An 18,521-nucleotide genomic window follows, 5' to 3' on the forward strand; every position below is an offset into this window, starting at 1 on the left:
CCTTACCACCCCCAGCGGACGCCTGCGCGGCCACCGACTTCGCCTGTATCGGCGCCGAAGCCGATGCCGGCGTTGAGCGAGAAGGTCTCGTTCACACGTGCGGCGCCCGAGAAGGCCAGCGCATGGCTGTCATTGAAGAAGCCCCAGTTCGCTGACAGGGAATAGTTCTCCCCGGCTTCAAGTGACGTGACCCCCGCCATGGCCAGCGCCAGCGCGACACCATCGGTATTGGTCTTGATGTCCCCGGCATTGGTGACGACCACATTCTGCAGGTTCGAGAAGTCGGTCTGGAACTGCGCAAAGTCCAGCTGCAGCGCGGCAATGTCCGTCGTGTTCTGGGCAATCGCCGCAGCATTGGCCGCAATCGGTGTGGCATTGGCATAGTTCGGATTGATCTCGCCAAAGGCCGAGCCTCCGCCGCGCCATCCGTGTGTGTCCACATCATCGCCGCGATTACCGCCCGGCAGGCTGGCATCTCCACCAGATCCGCCGCCTGAGCCCCCGAAGTCTTCATGACCGCCGCCGCTATCACCATGGCCTCCGGGAAGACCCTCCTGGCCCTCTTCATCGCGATAACCAGACGCTGCCACTTCCGTTGTCTGACCGGCTGTGGACGTGTCGCCGCGCACCTCGGCCAGAAGTGCTTGTACCTGCGCTTCCAGCGCTGCGACCTGCGCTTCCAGCGCGGTCACGCGGGCGGTTTCTGCGCTATTCATGGCGCTGGCCGGCACACCGGGTCCCTGATCCGGCGCCACCAGCTGGAATTCGCTGATCGCGACGGATTTCAGGTTTCCGGATCCATCCACGCCGACCACGTGCGACACAGAACCCGACGAAACGATGTTTGCCGCATTGGCCAGGCCCGGAAGGGTGTAGAAGCTGGACGAAAGGCCCAGCAGGATCTGGTTGGCAAACGTCGTGGACGTGTTGGCCCCTATCGCCATGGAGCCAGAGAAACCGGCATTGGCATTTGTGCCGAAGGCGAACGCGTCAGAGGCGGTCGCCTGAGAGAACGCGCCAATGGCAACCGCACCGGTTCCGGTCGTATCCGAATTAACGCCGATAGAGATCGAGTTCGAGGCTGTCGCATCGACGTTCACGCCAATCCCGATGGCGTTGATCGCCAAGGCATCCGCGCCCCGGCCAATCGCGGTCGCATTCACGGCATTGGCACGAGCTGTGCGGCCGATGGCGGTCGCGTTGGTGTTATTGGCCGAGGCGACCGCCCCGATGGCTGTGGAGTCGGTGCCGCTGGCAACAGTGGACGCTCCAATAGCCGTGGCGGACGCGGCCGCAGCATTGGCGAACGCACCGATCGAGCTTGAATTCACGCCTGTTGCCTGAGCGAAAACACCCACGCCGGTGGCATTCTGTGCCGATGCGGTTACATCCGTGCCGAACGCCAGCGCCCGGTCGGCGGTCGCGCTCGAAAATGCGCCAAAGGCAACCGAGGCTTCCCCGGTCGCTTCGGTATCGCGGCCCATGGCAATAGAATTCACACCACTGGCAATCGACGTGGCACCCAGCGCTAAATTTCCAACCTGGCTGGCAACAGCATCCGCGCCGAGCGCAATCGTGTTAACGGCGCTTGCTTGTGCCCCGTCACTGTCACCGTCTGAGGCATCACCGCCAATTGCGATCGCGCCAGAAGCCGTTGCATCGCTCGCTTCGCCTACCGAAATCGAGCTTGTGCCGGTCGCAGTTGCGCTTGCACCTACAGCAATGGCTTCGATGCCGCTAGCGGCACCCTTGTCGCCGACGGCCACTGCTCCTGTATTTGAGGCGTTGGCAAGATTGCCCAAGGCGACGCTGCGAAGGCCGGAGGCGGCGGAACTCGATCCGCCGGCGAAGGCAAAGCCTGAGGATGCAGCCGCACCAACACCAATGGCGACCGTATGCGATGCGGAAGTTTGCGCAGAGTTGCCAATGGAAACCGCGGCCAGTTCCGTGGCGCTCGCGCCGAATCCCACCGCGATGCTGTGCGTACCGCTGGCGGTCGAATCTGCTGCCAGTGCGACAGAATTCGTGCCTGAGGCCTGCGCGCCATCTGTGCCTGCATCACCGGCGTCACCACCAATGGCAACGGCGCCGCTTCCGGATGCATCCGAATTCTGTCCAATTGAAATTGCGCTTTCAGCCGATGACTCGGCACCGCCACCCAAGGCGACGCCGTTTGCGTTGGTCACGTTGGAATTGGCTCCAATGGAAATGCCCGAGGTCGCGTTCGCCTGAACCTCCGCATCGGATCCGATGGCAATTGCCGAGGCAGCCAGCGCCTGAGCCCCATTATTGTCGGCATCCGTGCCGCCGTCATCCCCCCCGATGGCAATCGCATCTGTCGCCGTGGCATCGGACAATGCGCCGATAGAGATCGCATCGTTCTGGGTAGCATTGGAGAGTGTTCCTAACGCCAGTGAATTAATCCCGCTGGCGACCGAGGTGCCCCCAAGCGCCATTGCCCCTGACGAGCCGGCGATCGCTGAGCCGCCGAACGCGATGGATCCAATTCCAGTGGCGCTGGACCCCTGGCCGATGGCCGTGGCCCCGGTGTTGGACGCAGCAGAACCGGTTCCGATTGCAATGGTATTCGTGCTGCCTGATGTGGTGTCCGCGCCGAGCGCGATGGACCCGCTACCGGTTGCTTGCGCCCCGTCATCATTGCCATCTGAATCATCGCCACCCAGCGCGATCGCGCCTGTGCCGGAAGCATCGCTGCGCTCGCCAATTGAAATCGCGCTGGTGTTGCTGGCCTCTGAGTTCGCTCCCAGCGCGATGGCCTCGGTCCCGCCGGACTGGGCACCTCCACCTATTGCGATTGCGCTGTTTCCGCCCGCGTTAGCTGAACCAAGCGCGACGGATAAACCGCCCATCGCATCAGCTCCGGAACCGACAGCTGTTGCCCCGCTGCCTGCGGCTGAAGACATGCGGCCGACGGCTAAAGCACTGTCGCCTGAAGCGGCGGAAGTCGCCCCGATCGCCATGGCATCATTGGCCGACGCTGCTGCGTCGCGACCGATCGCAACCGTGTCACTTCCGGTGGAACTGGCACCCCATCCCATTGCAATGGCGCTACCGCCTGAAGAATTAGAGTCAGCACCGATCGCGATGCTCTCGCTTCCCGTTGCCTGAGCGCCCAGATCATTGCCGTCGCTGCCGTCGCCGCCGATGGCGATCGCACGATCCGATGTCGCATCGCTATCGTGTCCGATCGAAATGGCGTCATTGGCCGAGGCAACAGAATCGCGGCCCACAGCGATGGTGCCTGATGACGAAGCGTTTGCTGTATGGCCTAACGCAACAGCGCTGGAAGAAGCGTTCGCAAATTCGCCAAGGGACGATCCCTGATTTCCGGCGTTTGCAACTCGGCCGATGGCCGTTGCTCCGGAGCCGGTGGCGTCGGAATTCGCGCCCACGGCCGTAGATCCCGCGCCGGTTGACGCATCCGCGCTTTCGCCAATTGCCGTGGAATCACTCCCGCCGGCATTGGCGCTGACACCCAGGGCGACATTTCCTGTTGTGCTGGCCGTGGCGGCGCGGCCGATAACAACGGCATCCTGTGAAGCTGTATTGGCGTCGGCACCGATAGCGATGGATCCATTACCCTGGGATACGGCACCAATAGCATTGCCGTCGAAATCGCCGCCAATCGCAATCGAACCATCGCCGGCGGATTCAGATTCGTAACCCACCGCAATCGAGCTGTTAGAACCTCCGGAGGCACCCAGGCCCACGGCAACCGACTCCGTGCCATTCGATTCGGCTTCACGGCCTAATGCAGTCCCGCCTGTGCCGGCAGACGCGTTGACGCCCACCGCAGTTGAGTTGGAGGCCGTCGTTGAGGAGCCCGATCCACATTCAAGGCCCGAGCTCTCTTCACACGCAGCTCCTGCACCCGCTGGAGCATCGATTCCGCCAGCATGAGGTACGCCCGGACCGTCATCAGGCCCAGCCAGTGCGAATTCGCCAATCGCGACAGACTTCAGATTGCCCGACCCATCGATGGTCACGACATGGCTGATCGCACCTGCGGAGACGATATTCGCCGCATTGGCGAGCCCCGGCAGGGTGTAGAAGCTGGACGAAAGACCCAATAAAATCTGATTGACGAAAGTGGTCGACGTGTTGGCCCCTATTGCCATCGAGCCTGCGAAGCCAGCATTGGCATTTGTGCCAAAGGCGAAGGCATTTGACGCTGTCGCCTGAGAAAAGGACCCAATGGCGACGGCCCCGGTTCCCGTCGTGTCAGAGTTCACCCCAATGGAGATGGAATTGGCGGCTGTCGCATCGACATTGACGCCAATCCCCACTGCGTTGAGCGCCAGCGCATCAGCCCCGCGCCCGATGGCGGTGGCATTGACGGCATTTGCCCGCGCGGTTCTGCCGATGGCCGTGGCGTTGATGGCGTTGGCAGAGGCGATTGCTCCTATGGCCGTGGAATCAGCCCCGGTGGCCACGGTCGAAGCGCCAATCGCCGTGGCCGAAGCGGAACCCGCATTCGCGAACGTGCCAATGGCGGCTGTGTTTGTACCAGTGGCTTGGGCAAACACGCCAAAGGCTGTGGCGGATGCCGCAGACGCCGTGGTATTCACACCCAGCGCCAAAGCCCGATCCGCCGTCGCTTGCGAGAAAGCGCCCACGGCAACGGAGGCTTCACCCGTTGCGTCCGTCTCGCGGCCTAGCGCAACAGAGTTCACACCGCTGGAAACCGAATTTGCGCCAACCGCAATATTGCCCGCCTGAGATGCGGCCGTGTCTCTTCCCAGTGCGATGCTGTCGACACCGGTCGCGCGCGCGCCTTCGCTGGCGCTGTCCGTGTCATCCCCGCCAATTGCGATTGCCCCCAGCGCGGACGCATTGGCATTCGCTCCGATCGCTACGCTTTGCACACCGGTGGCGGTTGCGGCCGATCCGGCGGCAATCCCGTATTCACCAGACGCCGTTGCTGAACCCAGAGACGTCCCATGGGCATTCGCGGCGGCCGCGGATTCGCCGAGGGCTGTGGTGGCCACCGCAGTCGCGCTGGCCTCGGATCCTATGGCCGTGCTTTGGCTGCCTGCAGCAGTGCTTGCCTCGCCGATAGCCGTTGCTTGTGGAAACGACGCCGTAGCGCCGGCGCCGATGGCCGTCGTTTCAGCATGACTGGCACTGGCACCTTCACCAATCGCGATAACGCCGGACTGATTTGCCAGGGCATCCGCACCGATCGCGATCGCACCGGCGGCCGTGGCCTGGGCACCATCGGCGCCGCCATCGCTGCCATCCCCGCCTATCGCGATTGCCCGGGCCGCCGTGGCGTCTGCAGAAGCGCCCGCAGCAATGGCCTGAAAACTGTTCGCCGTTGCCGAAGCGCCCAACGCGATTGCGCTGCCATTGGACGCGCTGGCGCTACTCCCCAGCGCGACATCGCTGATGCCGGTCGCCGAAGAGGCGGCACCGATTGCAATGGCGGCGTTGCCCGTTGCCGTTGCGGACACACCAAAGGCTGCTGCGGAGACGCCGCTCGTCACGGAATCTGCTCCAACAGCAATACCGTATATTGCCGTTGCCTGCGCGCCGTCGGAATTTCCATCCGGGCCATCGCTGCCCAAGGCGATGGAGCTTGACGCGGTTGCATCAGACGACGCTCCTAATGAGATGCTATTACCGCCAGAAGCATTTGCCAGGATACCGACAGCAAGGGCGGAATTGCTGCCCGCGTTAGCGCCTGAGCCAATGGCGGTAGCAAACTCGCCAATTGCATTGGCTGCGACACCGACGGCCGTGGTATTGGAACCGGAAGCGACGGTGTTGTTTCCAGCCGCCAGGCTGCCGTTTCCGCTGGCGTTGGCACCGCCACCAAATGCGGCGGCATTGCTGCCTCCAGCGGCAGCGTTTTCGCCGATGGCCACAGTATCTGTCGCGGTGGCCGACGCACGGAGGCCAACGGCTGTGGCGTTCAAACCGGAAGCCGTCGCGTCAGTGCCTACCGCAATGCTGCTTTCGCCCGTTGCCTGCGCGCCAAGCGTATTGGCATCACCTCCATCGCCGCCCAGCGCGATTGCGCCCTCTCCAGTGGCGTCAGACGAATTGCCGATTGCAATCGCATCGTCTCCGGATGCATCAACGATCTGGCCGATGGCGATGGCACCTTCTTCTATTGCATCCGCGTCCCAGCCCAAAGCCACTGAGCCAATTCCGGTCGATGTGGAAAGCGCGCCAACCCCAACTGAGTTTGTCGCGGAGGCAACCGCAGACCGCCCTGCGGCCAAGGACTGCGTTCCACTGGCCAGGGCGCCAATGCCGAACGCAGAAGCATAAAGGCCGCTGGCGGTCGATTCTTGCCCGACCGCCGTTGTGAAGTTCGCGGATGCTGACGTGCTATTACCTATCGATACGGATTGATTGCCGGCGGCGCTTGAGTCGCTGCCGATCGCAACGGATAGATCTCCAGCCGCTTGTGCTCCGGCCGTTCCCGCATCGGTACCGTCGGCACCGATGGCGATCGAGGTGAAGCCGCTGGCATTTGACTGGTTTCCGATGCCGATATTACCGGTATCTGCCGCTTGCGCATCCGCGCCGATTGCGATTGCACCTTCATGGGTGGCGTCTGCGCTTTGACCGATCGCAATGGAGTCTATGGCGCTCGCGGCCGCACTGTCACCGATTGCTGTTGCGCGATTAGCCGTGGCACGTGAAAATTCCCCAACTGCGGTTGAATCATCTCCGCTTGCCTGAGAATCAGATCCGATCGCTGTCGCATCCGAACCCGACGCAACCGCGTTGTTGCCAAACGCGCTGGCCTCGTGGGCGGTGGCCTGCGCGACACCGCCAACGGCGGTACCGAAGCCGCCGGTGGCCGTGGCCCCGACACCACAGGCCAGCCGGGCATCAACACCACCCGAGTCCGCGCCGCCATCGCCGTCCGAATTGTCGTCCGCATCGCCGTCATTATTGGTGTCGAGTAAACAATCATCTGCGCTCGCAGACGGGGCGAAGAAGGCGGTAAGGGCGGCGGTTAACGCGCTCGCCAGCACCAGCCTGGAAACCGTCGAACTCAGAATTACGCGGTTTTTCTTCGTAATTTCAGTTATCTGGCGCATCCCGATCCCCCAATCTCGATTAACCTTGCGTTAACCTTAGGGGCCAGCGACGGAATGCCGCAACCCTTTTGGGGTTTCAGGTTTCAGCCGGGCGTGGATGTTAGGGGCATCGCACCAACCGATTTGACGGTGCTTTGGCGGAACTGGAGAGGTTGACCGCGGCGCTATGCGAGCAGGCGGCGACCCGGGTCTGCCGGAGCCGTCAAACCCATGCCGATCGCGGCTGATCGAGGGGTTAGGCGAAGCGTTTTCGACCGCGGATTCAGATCCTTTCCCAAGACCAAAATCCCGAATTCATTCGCCCCTGGCCGCAACGCTGAGCCTGACGGGGTGTGACCAGGCGGGCCAGCACGCGGCCCTGATTCTGCCGTTACAGCCCTTCGCCGGGGTGCACGGAATTCTGATCCTGATCTCCGGGCCTGGCCTGTCGGGCGCCTGGGCCGTACGCATGGAATAGGGTGTTGCCTCGATGGAAAGCCTTTCCTAACTGACCGCCTGTAGGATGTTGAATCTGACCGGCCCCGGGAGGTTTCATGATCTTTGATCGCGCGCATTTAAGCCAGTACACGGACGGTGACGAGGCGCTGGAAGCCGAGTTGGTCGGCCTGCTGAAAGAACAGGCGGCGCGCTGTCTGGCGGCCATGGAAACCGCTGCTGATGAAAATGCCTGGAAGGCCGCGGCCCACACTCTGAAAGGTGCGGCGCGCGGCGTAGGCGCATTTGCGCTGGGCGAGGCCTGCCAGCGGGCAGAAGACACCCTGCAACCGGCCTGGCCTATGGCGCTGGTCGATATTCGCCAAAAGGCTGACGAAGCATTTGCAAAGATAGAAATCGCTTTGCAGCGTTGAGCACAATATTCCACCGCCGTGGCGGGTTTATCCATCAGATGCCCGTACGCAGACAGCTGCCTCGGGTTCAGCAAAGCAGAAATCCGGCAAGACCGAACTCCGCCAGACCTCGATCAGGCCAAAAGCCTGCGCGATGTCGGCAAACCGGTCGGTTTCGCGGACCGATGCAAATTCAGGATAGTAAAAAATGACCGCAAGTCCGGCAGAGGCTGGATCAATCTGCTCCAGTATCTCCAGAGCCCGGCCGGTCTCGCCAGCCCGCGCCAATTGCCGCGCGGAAAACACCAGATCCAATTCATTGCAAGTGGCCACGAGCTGTTCGATTTGACCGTCCGACAAAGGCGCTTCATCCGGAATCCGGAAGCAAGGCAATACACTGGCAAATTGATCGGGCAATCCGCGATCAATGAGCGCGGTTCGCGCCTCTTCGGGGCCGTACAGCAAGGTCTGGAGTAACAGCGCCGTTTCGATTGAAGCGTTGCCGGGATAAAGTTCAAGATAGGACGCAAAAGCGTCCCGCCCCCTGTCCAGCTGTTCAGATGTATAGGCCGTCAGGGCATGGAGGGTGGTTGCGTGTTGATTGTATGGCCAACTCGCCAGATGGCGCCCTGACATATATTGCGCCTCGTCTATCCGACCGACCTGTCGCAACAGCATGGCGCGTCGCAGCATGGCATACGCGCCAATCCGGTCTGTCCGGTTGACGTCCGATAAGGCCGTTAATTGGTCTCGGATCGGCATCTCGTCGAGGCGCGCGAGCAAGGCCATCAGTCGGATATAGTCGGAGTCAGGCGAAGCAAGTTCCGCAGCGCGGGATAGTTCCTGCGCCTGAGCGCGCAGTTGTGCGCTCTCTGCATTCGATCTTCCGAATAAAAACCGGCTCGGCTGTTCAAACACGCTCATGGCGAAAACGGCCATGAAAAAGGGTTCGTCAGGCGATTGATTCAACAATCTTTGTGCGACGGCGATCGGGTCATGCGCACTGTCCGGGAAGCTCATCGCACGGCACAGCTGGACAAGACCCGATGTCAGGAAACCGGTTTCAACACCATGCGAACGGGCCTCGTTTTGCAAGGCCTCCACGCAGAAAAAGATATTCGAATTTTCAACGGCAAGACGGAGCGCGAGGTCCGCATCCGATAATTGATCGCGGGGAAAGGCACGGGAATCAATCAGCTGTCCGCTCGCATGATCTAAAAGTCTTTGTTCCAGAAAGGCCTGACCTTCCCCGTCAATAAGCTGCAGCTCCAGCCTGTAACGTGAGGCGAACAGCGCGTTATTCGTCAATCCGGCAGCCAAAAATTCGCGTTCCAGATGTGGGCTGATTACCGCCAGTTCGTCCGCATAGGTGATCTGTAACTGGTCGTTTTGCTGCCGGCTGTTTGATGGCCAGAACAGTGCCGCTGCCGCGATCAGGACGATGCCCGCCAAGCCTCCGGCCACCCATTGCCAGCGTGGCCTGGCCGATGGCGATGTCTCCACGGGGCGGTCCGGCTCGAGACCCGCGACAAGCATTCCTGGATCATCGACGGCCTCGATAGGGGCCGCAAATTGATAACCGCGTCCGTAACGGGTTTCGATATAGCGGGTGCCGCTTGCCGGTTCGCCGATCGCCTTGCGGATTGTTTTCAAGGCTGTCGTGAGTACGCCTTCGGTGACCGGCACATCTTTCCAGACGGCATCGAGCAACTGGTCTTTGGTAACAAGGGCGGGCGCGTTTTCCATCAATATCAACAGCACCGCATAATTCCGCCCGCGAAGGTCGACAGCATCGCCATTGACGAAAACAGTCTCTTGCGCGCGATCCACCACGAAATGGTCGGCTTTCAGAAATCTGGTGTTTGATGATTCCGGGACGGTCATGCGTGATGGCCTTTGATCGCGTGCCCCTCATTTTTCAGATATTTTTCAGAATGTCTTCAGGTTTCCCTCAGGATCAGAAGGCAGGTGACTCCATACGGTCGAGGCTCCTTTCAATGATGGAGAATACCTATGGGTTATAACGTCTTAATAGCGGCTGGTTTGGCAAGCGCCGCCATCGCCGCAGCCTTCTCAGGAGGGGCATCGGCCCAATCGGTGCCGCAATTTGATCGCCTGCCATTTGCCAATGATACGTCCTGGGCGGGGGTTGAGTATCATGGCAATCCTGTGGGGGCGTATGGGCCCAATTGTACGTTTGCGCTGCAAATGGATTTCCGCCGGATGCAGGACAGATCACGCGAATTGGTGGTCCAGACCGCCTGTGAAAATCTTGAGAACGCCGAGATGAATTTCATCGTTCCCGAGGGTCAAACGGGTTTTGAATCGAACCTGCCGCATCCAGGTGCGAATTTCTATGATGTGTCGGCTGACGGCCGTGAAATCCGGTTTGTCCGCGTATTCGACCCGGCAGCGCATAATGGAATATCGCGTGACCGTGTCCGCATTCGTGTCAATCAGCCAATGGATTCTGCAACCATCTTTTGGGAGGTGCGCCAGAACAATCAATGGAGAACGATTGGATATGCCGTCGCAACGAAATTGTTGAACCATAATGTTTATCGGCCGGTGCCCGACGAAGGGGTTCCGCCAACCGCTGCTGCGCGTTCATTCCGTCCCGACGCAAGGGACCGGCGCCGTCCAAGAGCCATGGCCGTTCGTCCGATTAACGAAACCGCCTCAAATCTTGTCGCGACACCGTCATGGATGCCCCTGCTCAATCAGGGAATTGCCATTCCGCTGGATTTTTTTGCGCAGAATACGCATGACCGAAATGACTATGATAGCGATGCACCGACACCCGGGCTCGGCGGGCGTCCGGCCGCGCGCCAACGCAACTAAGCCCGGTACATTCCTTTTGACTTTCAGGTGCCCTGCGGGGCGCCTGTTTTTTTGAACCGGAGTTGCGGACAGCTCCGACTTTCGGGCAGGCTTTTTCCGCCTAAACCCGGGTTTTGTCCCAGACGGTAAACTCATAGGCGATCGACGCTTCCACCAGCGTTTCCCAGACCGGTTCGGCGATCGCCAGTGGCAAACCCGCAGTTTGTGAAGACCGCCGCACCTTGTTCAAAACGTCGGCTTTGCGGTCTTCATCCCGAACCGCGTCCCGGTCGGGTTTGATCCGGGCGGCGGCTTCCATATAGCCCGAGCGTATCTTGATCAGCTTCACCAGCTCGCGATCTACAGCGTCGACGCCGGCCCGCACATCCATCATGGACTGGCAGTCTTCGGGGGCTTTGATCTTATCGGTCAGAGTTGGGGTCACAATCAGCGCGCTCTCGTCTTGTTCGGGCTTTTTCTATGGCGAAGTGACCCGCACGCCAAGCGCTTGGCCTGCGGCTAGTCCGCGCGCTAGGCTTTTCCTCCGGTTGAGGGAGATTCGATAAATGGCCAGGGTCACGATCTACGGAGCGTCGGAAAGCGGTAACTGCCTGAAAACGCGCTGGGTTGCCGAGCGCATGGGCATTGAGTTCGACTGGCATGAAATGGACATCGCGGCGGGCGATACAAAAAACGATGACTTTCTGGCCATCAACCCGGCCGGTCAGGTGCCTTGCATGGTGTTGCCCGATGGCCGGATCCTGGCGCAGTCGGCGGCCATCATGCTGTTTCTGGCTGAAGGGTCGGATCTCATTCCTGAAGACCGGTATGACCGCGCCAAGATGATGGAATGGCTGTTTTGGGAACAATACAGCCATGAACCCGCCATTGCCGTTCGCCGGGTCATGGTACAGCGCCATAAATTGCCCGAAGACGAGATCGATCCCATGCTGATGCAGAAGGGCCGCCGGGCGCTGGGCGTGATCGAGATGCGTTTGGTTGCGCGGGATTTCTTTGTCGGAGACAGTCTGACACTCGCGGATATCGCGCTGGTGGCTTACACGCGTGTTGCGCACGAAGGCGGGTTTGACCTGACGGATTTTCCGGCCGTGAGGGCCTGGATCCACCGCGTGGAACGGGAGCTCGAAATCGATCCCGCATCGCCTTGAAGGCGGTCATTCCTGGCCCGTGCGGATAGGAGAATCCATCCGTTTTGACTTGACCACGCGGATAAAAAACGCTGCGCTGGAAACCGTGAACCGGGAGCAGGATATGAAAATTTTTTCGGCCGGTATCAGCCTGGCTGTCGCGATGGCCAGCTGCGCGTTCGCGCAGAGTATCGAACTCCGGTTCCAGCCCGGCCAGTTTAGTTCGGCCGAGGAGGCTCGGACCTATATCGAGCGCGCGGCGATGGGTGCCTCTCTCGAATTCGTTGAGCTGGATTTGGCGTCTGGACAGGTGCGGCTAAACGGCAGCGCAGCGGCAGCTCAACATTTCCAGTCCGATCCGGTTTTTCTGAATGTGACGGACCGGACCGAGCGCCGTGAAGGCCGGCAATTTGAACTATTCCTGACCGGCGATGATGTGTTTGCCGAACGCGGTGCCCCGATTGAGCTTTCTCCGACCCGGCGGACCGGCTGGCCCGGCGAACGCCTGCGCGTTGTGGCCTATGGCGAAGAAGGGCGTGTGTTGGGCGAGGCCTTTATCGCCGACCCACGCTTTGTCCGCTATGAGGGCTGGAGCGCAGATGGCCAGCACGTGGCCGGGTCTAATCGCGGCCTGATCCAGGACGTGTCCTTGCCACCTATAGCGGTCAGCCTGCCTGAGGAAACAGTCTCGATTTCGGTATTTGATGAAGCCGGGAGTCGGTTTGCGCCCGAGGAGGGCCGCTTGCTGGGCCGCATCCGGGTTGATCAGATTTTGGAGGCAGGCCAATGATCCGCAAACTCGGCCTTGCCACGGCCGCGGTGCTTGGATTGAGCGCCGCCGCCTCGGCCCAGACGCTTGTTCCGATCTATATGACCGGCGATCCGGATTCGCGGATCAATTATGTGATCATGGGCGACGGGTTTACCACTGCGGAACAGGACGCCTTCCGCGCAGAAGCCGACCGTTTCCGGGATTTCCTGATCGGCGGTGCGCCCTATGTCCGATATGGCGAGCACTTCAACGTCTACCGTTTGGAACTGGTTTCCAATCAATCCGGCGTGTCCCGTCCGGGTAGTCCGGTTGATACGGCGCTAGGGCTGGAATTGGGTTGCTTCAACATTGAACGGCTTTTGTGTGCCGACAATGGCCGGGCAAGTGCCGCACTTCAGGCCGCGGCGCCGGACATCAATTTTCATATCCGGCTGATCGTTGCCAACACGGCGACTTACGGTGGCGGTGGCGGATTTTTTGCCACAACAACATTGCACCCGGCGGCGCCGTCGGTTTTCCAGCACGAGATTGGCCACAGCTTTGTATCGCTCAATGATGAGTATGAGGATGCCAGCATCTGCGCACGCCAGCCGGGCCTCTACGGACCACCAAACGAGCTCAATACAACGGCACAATCCACCCGGGCAGACAGCCCTTGGCAGGTCTGGATAGATGCTGCAACACCGGTTCCCACGACTGGAAGCGCAATGGGTATTCCCGGCATGTATGAGGGCGGGCATTACTGTTCGACCGGGGTTTTCCGCCCCACATTCAACTCGCTGATGCGTTCGCTCAATCAGCCAATGGAACAGATCAACACCGAGGAGTTTGTCCGGGCCTTCAACCGGACCGCGCCAGGATTTGACGCGGTCAGCCCGCCGGCGGGTTCGCTGGCGGTAACCCGCAATTCACGCACGCGGCTATCGGTGGTTCCAAAGACGATCGATGATCAGGCCATAGCGATTACCTGGCGCGTGAATGGAAATGTGGTCAATGCATTTCCGGGCGGGGTGGAGGCACCGGCCAATGACGGAATTGGCTTCGGCGCGGCAGGCACACGTCTCGTCTTTGATGCCGCGCAATATGGCGTCGGTCAGCACACGGTGACGGCCACCATCCGCGATGTGACCACGCTGGTCCGGCAGGATCCGAACGGTGACACCACGCATCAGCGGTCGTGGACGATCAATGTGGAAGACCGTGATACTCCGGCGGCGCGTTTGGTTTCGGCGGTGCTTCCCAATGCCCGGTCCATGTCCGGCTTTGCCCCGGCAACTGCCTTTGCCACGGTAATCAATAGCGGTACGGCAGAGGGCACGAATTGCACGCTCTCGCTTCAGAATTCAAACGGCGGCGCAGCGACTCCCGCCTTTTCCTATCGTCAGACCAACCCGGCGGATAACAGCGTGATTGGGGGTGAAAATCCGGCGTTGAACATCCCCGCCGGCGGTTCCGCAAGCTATGTTTTTTCCGCTACCTATGCCGCGAATGCATCCAATGACGAGGTCTTTGTTGTCGCCGATTGCGATAATTCCGACCCGTCCCTGCGCGGTCCGGGTGTGAATTCCGCGTTGATATCGGCATCTGCGGGAAACACGCCGGACATTGTCTCGGTGGCCGCCACGATCGGCACGCCGGGGGTCGCGGATCTGCCGTCCGATGGCCGCCGTGCGGCTGTCGCGCTGTCAGCGGTGAATATCGGGTCTGCCGGCACAGTGACCTTGCGCGGTGATCTGGGTCCAGTGGCGCTGCCGTTGGAGGTGGAGTTCTGCGAAACCGACCCGAACACAGGTGCCTGTACGGGACCGCGCGCCAACTGGCTGGACGTCACTTTCGCGCAGAACGAGGTGAAAACCTTTGGCATGTTCATCCGCAGCCATGGGCCGATCCGATTTGTCCCGGAGGGATTCCGCGTCTTTGCCGGATTTGAACAGAACCGTCAGGATTCACGCGGCGGCACCAGTGTCGCTGTGCGGACCGTTCAGTAAGTCCGGAACGGATTAATCGCGCGTGGACGAGCGAATTGGCCATATCGCGTGACGGTTTTTTCTTGCCCCTCGCAGAAATGACCTTCACTCTGTATTGGAGTTTGCCGCAAATTGAGGGGGAGGGTGTGCATGTTTCTTGGCACAACTTCAAAACTTTCGGCGGCCATTCTGCTCGTTTCCATTGGATTATTCGGATTTGTGGATCGGGCATACGGCCAGATCGAAATAACGCCGAATATCACCTATGCTCAGGGGAGCACCGAAGCCGGCGATATCCCGCTGATGCTGGATATCTATACACCGGATGCTGATTGCCCCTCTCAGGGTTGCCGATTGATCATCGGCATTCATGGCGGCGGTTTTGTCGGCGGGGCGCGGGATAGCACCCAGTTTGTCGATCTGATCCGCGAGGCCGTTAACGAAGGATATTCGGTTGCAATGATCAGCTATCGCCTGGCAGGCGATCGACCTGTGCTGGCGGCTGACATGCAGGCTTTCCTGAATGCGAACATGACGGCGGCGGAATTGGCCGTTCTGAACAGCGACACCGCATTGGGCTGGCAGCTGAAAGCCTATTTCGGTGCCATGGAAGATACGAGATCTGCAATGGCCTTCCTTATGGCCAATGCTGCAACCTACAATCTCGACACCCGTGGACTTGTGCTCTGGGGGTCATCTGCAGGCGCGATTACGTCACTGAATGTCGCTTATGGGAGCGACGAGCTGGGCTGGACACTGGCCGCACCCGTGACAGGCGTCATCGATTATTACGGCAGCATGTCGCGTCTCTTCACTCTGGCCGGTAGTAGTGTTCCGATGATGGTCATCCACGGAGATGCCGATCCGACCGTTGCCTATCAGGAAGCCCTGGATCTGGTGGCCGAAGAGGCCACCGCCAATAATGGCGTCTGGTTCTATCCATTATCAGGAGTCGGCCATGGTTTTGGTGCGGTTCAGCCCCTGACACGAACGGTGCAGGGGACAACAATCGCAAGCCATAACATCGCTTTCCTCGATACAGTCTTCGCAGGCGGAGCGTTCGCTTCGGGATGCGTCTCCGATATGCCTGAGCTTTGCAGCGCGGCCAATTTTTCTGCCGCCACGATTGCCGCATCCATTCTCCCCGGGGCGCGGGCGGTCACTGTGGGAAATCCAGCAACTGCCTTTGCCGCGATCACCAATATTGGAGAAAGCGCGGCGGAAAACTGCCGTCTCGAATTGCTCAATTCCGTCGACGCGGCGTTTTCCTATCAAACTACCAGCCCGGCGAACGCACTGACCGGCACAGTAGACACACCAGTCAATATCGCCGCAGGCCAGACACAGAATTTTCTGTTCAGCCTGACGCCGAATTCGGTTTTCAGCGGCACGACCGCGATTATTGACTTTGTTTGTGACGGCAGTGTCCGGGCAACCTATCGGCCAGGCCTCACGGATTTCGTGCTGTCATCAGACGCTGATGCACCCGACATCCTTGCGATTGGCTCTACACTTTCGGCAGACGGAGTTGCGCGAGTGGGCTCACCGACGGGTTTTGTGCCTTTCGCAGTTTCTGCCATCAACATTGGGGCTGGCGACGCAACACCTGACCTCGATGCACCGGCGGCGGGAAACAATCAGGCAACGATCACGGTTACCCCGGAAGATGGCGGTCTAGCGCTGCCGATCGCCTACGATATTTGCGAAGCGAATGCCTCGTCAGTGTGTGTCGGGCCTCGTGGGCCCAGCGTTACAGCCCAGATCGGTGATCAGCCGTCCTTCTTTGTTGTAAGGGCGCTGGCCCAGAATGCGGGCATCCCGCTGTTTCCTGATATCGTTAGAAGCAACGTCGTATTCCGTGATGGCAGCAATGTGGTACGCGGACGTACCAGCGTTGCCGTAACGGTCGAAGGACGCGTGGTCGACACCAATCTGGATTCAATGCCAGCAGGGATCTGGGCCATGGATATTGGCGGTGCCGCGCTCGAGCACGGTGAAATATTTCAGGGCACGCTTGTGATCGATCCGGGCGGGGGGCACTCCGCGCTGTCAGATGGCGAACGCTTTGGGCAGAACCACACTCAGTATGGTTTTTTTGAGCGGACCCTCACAACCAATAATTCGGATACGCCCCAGCCGAGCTTTAGTGGGTCCGTGCTGGAAATTGTCGGAGGGAACGGGCCAGCTGCCAGCCGCGATATCGGTGGTCGCTGGATGCCGGAGAATTTCATCCGTGGCAATGTCACGCCGACGGCGGCTGGTCCCGGCGGGGTCGACGCGCCCAGCCTGCTTGCGGATCAACCGCGGCGGATCCGTGCGGTCTACAGCCTGTTGTCGCGACGCACCGTCACCCAGGCGGGCATCGCCGGAGTTTACGACCTGGTTGACGAGGAAAATGGCCAACCGCGTGAGCTGGGAACAGTAACAATCAGCGCGCAGGGAATCATGTCTGGCAATGTCAGTGATGGCACAAATGCCTGCCAGCTGAATGGAACCATGATCCTGCCGCAAGCGGGTCTGAATGTCTTCACTGTGGGAATAAATCTGACAGGCGGCTGCCAGTTCGCCGGGAGCTATTTCGGGCATTCAGCCCAATTGGATGATCCAGATGGGGCTTATACCAACGGACTGGCCATGATTTTTGGCGGCACGAATGCGATGGTGTCAGTCGTTCTGATTCCTGACGCGCAATTCCCGTGAACCCGATGGGGAGGTGAGGCTAGCGCCCCAGCTCCTTCATCGCCTCATCCACGCCTTCCAGCGTCAGCGGGAACATGCGGTGCGGCCCGATAATGTCCTGTACCAGGCGGATGGAATAGGCGTGCTGCCACCATTTTTCCGGCTCTGGATTGAGCCAGACGAGGTCGGGATACTGCTCGACCAGACGGTTCAGCCAGACCGCGCCGGCCTCTTCATTCCAGCCTTCAACCGAGCCGCCTGCATGGGTGATTTCATAGGGCGCCATGGAGGCATCGCCGACGATTACGATCTTCCAGTCGCGGCCATATTTATGCAGCACATCCATCGTCGGTACGGTCTCTGAGCGGCGGCGCAGATTAGACTTCCACAGGCCGTCATAAACGCAATTGTGGAAGTAGAAATATTCGAGATTCTTGAAGGTCGAGCGGGCCGCCGAGAACAATTCCTCGCAAGAGCGAACATAAGGATCCATCGATCCGCCAACATCAAACAAGGCGAGCACTTTGATGGCGTTGCGGCGTTCCGGCCGCATTTTCACATCGAGCCAGCCCTGCCGGGCGGTGGCGTCAATCGTGGTGTCGAGATCAAACTCCTCGCGCGCACTGTCGCGGGAAAACTTGCGCAAGCGGCGCAACGCAACTTTCAGATTGCGGGTGCCCAGCTCGCGCTCGCCATCCAGGTCCTTATATCGCCGCTGCTCCCAGACTTTGGCCCCCTTCTTGTGCCTGGACTTGCCGCCGATACGCACGCCGGCCGGATTATAGCCGCCATGTCCGAAGGGCGAGGTGCCGCCCGTACCAATCCATTTATTGCCGCCCTCATGGCGTTTTTCCTGTTCTTCCAGGCGCTGTTTGAGGGTCTCCATCAGATCTTCAAACGACATGGCCTCGAGCGCTTCCATCTCTTCGGGGCTTAAGAGCTTTTCCAATTCCTGGCGAAGCCAGTCTTCGGGGATATCCGTTTCCTGAAACAGGATAGAAAGGGCTTCCACGCCTTTGAAGACGTGCGCAAAGACGGCATCGAACTTGTCGTAATTGCGCTCATCCTTCACCAGGGCGGCGCGGCTTACGGAATAGAAATGATTGATGTCTGTGGCCACCGCGCCCTTATCGAGCGCTTCCAGCAGCGTCAGATATTCCCGGGTCGTCACCGGTATTTTCGCCGCGCGCAGATGGGTGAAGAACTGATGGAGCATGACGGCTAAACTG

Annotated in this window: 11 protein-coding genes; 7 read left to right on the forward strand and 4 right to left on the reverse strand. The window is 60.1% G+C overall.

What is annotated here, in order from left to right; all coding sequences use genetic code 11:
- Positions 1 to 2 precede the first annotated feature (2 nt).
- On the reverse strand, positions 3 to 7,079 hold the full coding sequence (locus tag ACO079_RS00580) for a hypothetical protein (protein WP_421791003.1): 7,077 nt from the start codon (positions 7,077 to 7,079) through the stop codon (positions 3 to 5).
- 166 nt (positions 7,080 to 7,245) lie between these two features.
- On the opposite strand from ACO079_RS00580, the gene ACO079_RS00585 reads away from it, so the two are divergent.
- The gene (locus ACO079_RS00585) at positions 7,246 to 7,536 is read left to right on the forward strand and encodes a hypothetical protein (protein ID WP_421791004.1); all 291 of its coding nucleotides are present in this window, start codon (positions 7,246 to 7,248) and stop codon (positions 7,534 to 7,536) included.
- A gap of 76 nt (positions 7,537 to 7,612) precedes the next feature.
- Positions 7,613 to 7,927 carry an Hpt domain-containing protein gene (locus ACO079_RS00590; protein WP_421791005.1) on the forward strand — a complete coding sequence of 105 codons (315 nt, stop codon included), beginning with the start codon at positions 7,613 to 7,615 and terminating at the stop codon, positions 7,925 to 7,927.
- 27 nt (positions 7,928 to 7,954) lie between these two features.
- On the opposite strand, the gene ACO079_RS00595 is transcribed toward ACO079_RS00590, so the two are convergent.
- Positions 7,955 to 9,790 (reverse strand): winged helix-turn-helix domain-containing protein, encoded by a 1,836-nt coding sequence (locus tag ACO079_RS00595; RefSeq protein WP_421791006.1) that lies wholly within the window; start codon positions 9,788 to 9,790, stop codon positions 7,955 to 7,957.
- A gap of 129 nt (positions 9,791 to 9,919) precedes the next feature.
- Between ACO079_RS00595 and ACO079_RS00600 the strand changes: the two genes are divergently transcribed.
- Entirely contained in the window at positions 9,920 to 10,747 is an 828-nt protein-coding gene (locus ACO079_RS00600) for a hypothetical protein (protein WP_421791008.1), read from the forward strand.
- A gap of 100 nt (positions 10,748 to 10,847) precedes the next feature.
- Here the strand turns inward: ACO079_RS00600 and ACO079_RS00605 are convergent, their stop codons facing one another.
- Complete coding sequence (locus tag ACO079_RS00605) at positions 10,848 to 11,120, reverse strand: chorismate mutase (protein WP_421792980.1); 273 nt, start codon at positions 11,118 to 11,120, stop codon at positions 10,848 to 10,850.
- A gap of 172 nt (positions 11,121 to 11,292) precedes the next feature.
- On the opposite strand from ACO079_RS00605, the gene ACO079_RS00610 reads away from it, so the two are divergent.
- The 4 genes from ACO079_RS00610 (at position 11,293) to ACO079_RS00625 (ending at position 17,313) form a co-directional block, all read left to right on the forward strand.
- Entirely contained in the window at positions 11,293 to 11,895 is a 603-nt protein-coding gene (locus ACO079_RS00610; RefSeq protein ID WP_421791010.1) for a glutathione S-transferase family protein, read from the forward strand.
- Positions 11,896 to 11,998: 103 nt separating this feature from the next.
- A complete protein-coding gene (locus tag ACO079_RS00615) occupies positions 11,999 to 12,664 on the forward strand; it encodes a hypothetical protein (protein WP_421791012.1) in 666 nt (221 codons plus the stop codon).
- On the forward strand, positions 12,661 to 14,634 hold the full coding sequence (locus tag ACO079_RS00620) for a M64 family metallopeptidase (RefSeq protein ID WP_421791013.1): 1,974 nt from the start codon (positions 12,661 to 12,663) through the stop codon (positions 14,632 to 14,634). The genes ACO079_RS00615 and ACO079_RS00620 overlap by 4 nt, the downstream gene beginning before the upstream one ends.
- A 129-nt stretch (positions 14,635 to 14,763) precedes the next feature.
- Positions 14,764 to 17,313 carry an alpha/beta hydrolase gene (locus tag ACO079_RS00625; RefSeq protein ID WP_421791015.1) on the forward strand — a complete coding sequence of 850 codons (2,550 nt, stop codon included), beginning with the start codon at positions 14,764 to 14,766 and terminating at the stop codon, positions 17,311 to 17,313.
- Positions 17,314 to 17,332: 19 nt separating this feature from the next.
- On the opposite strand, the gene ACO079_RS00630 is transcribed toward ACO079_RS00625, so the two are convergent.
- Positions 17,333 to 18,508 carry a vWA domain-containing protein gene (locus ACO079_RS00630; protein ID WP_421791016.1) on the reverse strand — a complete coding sequence of 392 codons (1,176 nt, stop codon included), beginning with the start codon at positions 18,506 to 18,508 and terminating at the stop codon, positions 17,333 to 17,335.
- Positions 18,509 to 18,521: the final 13 nt, after the last annotated feature.

It is taken from the genome of Hyphobacterium sp. (assembly GCF_965228115.1).
Classification (GTDB): domain Bacteria; phylum Pseudomonadota; class Alphaproteobacteria; order Caulobacterales; family Maricaulaceae; genus Hyphobacterium.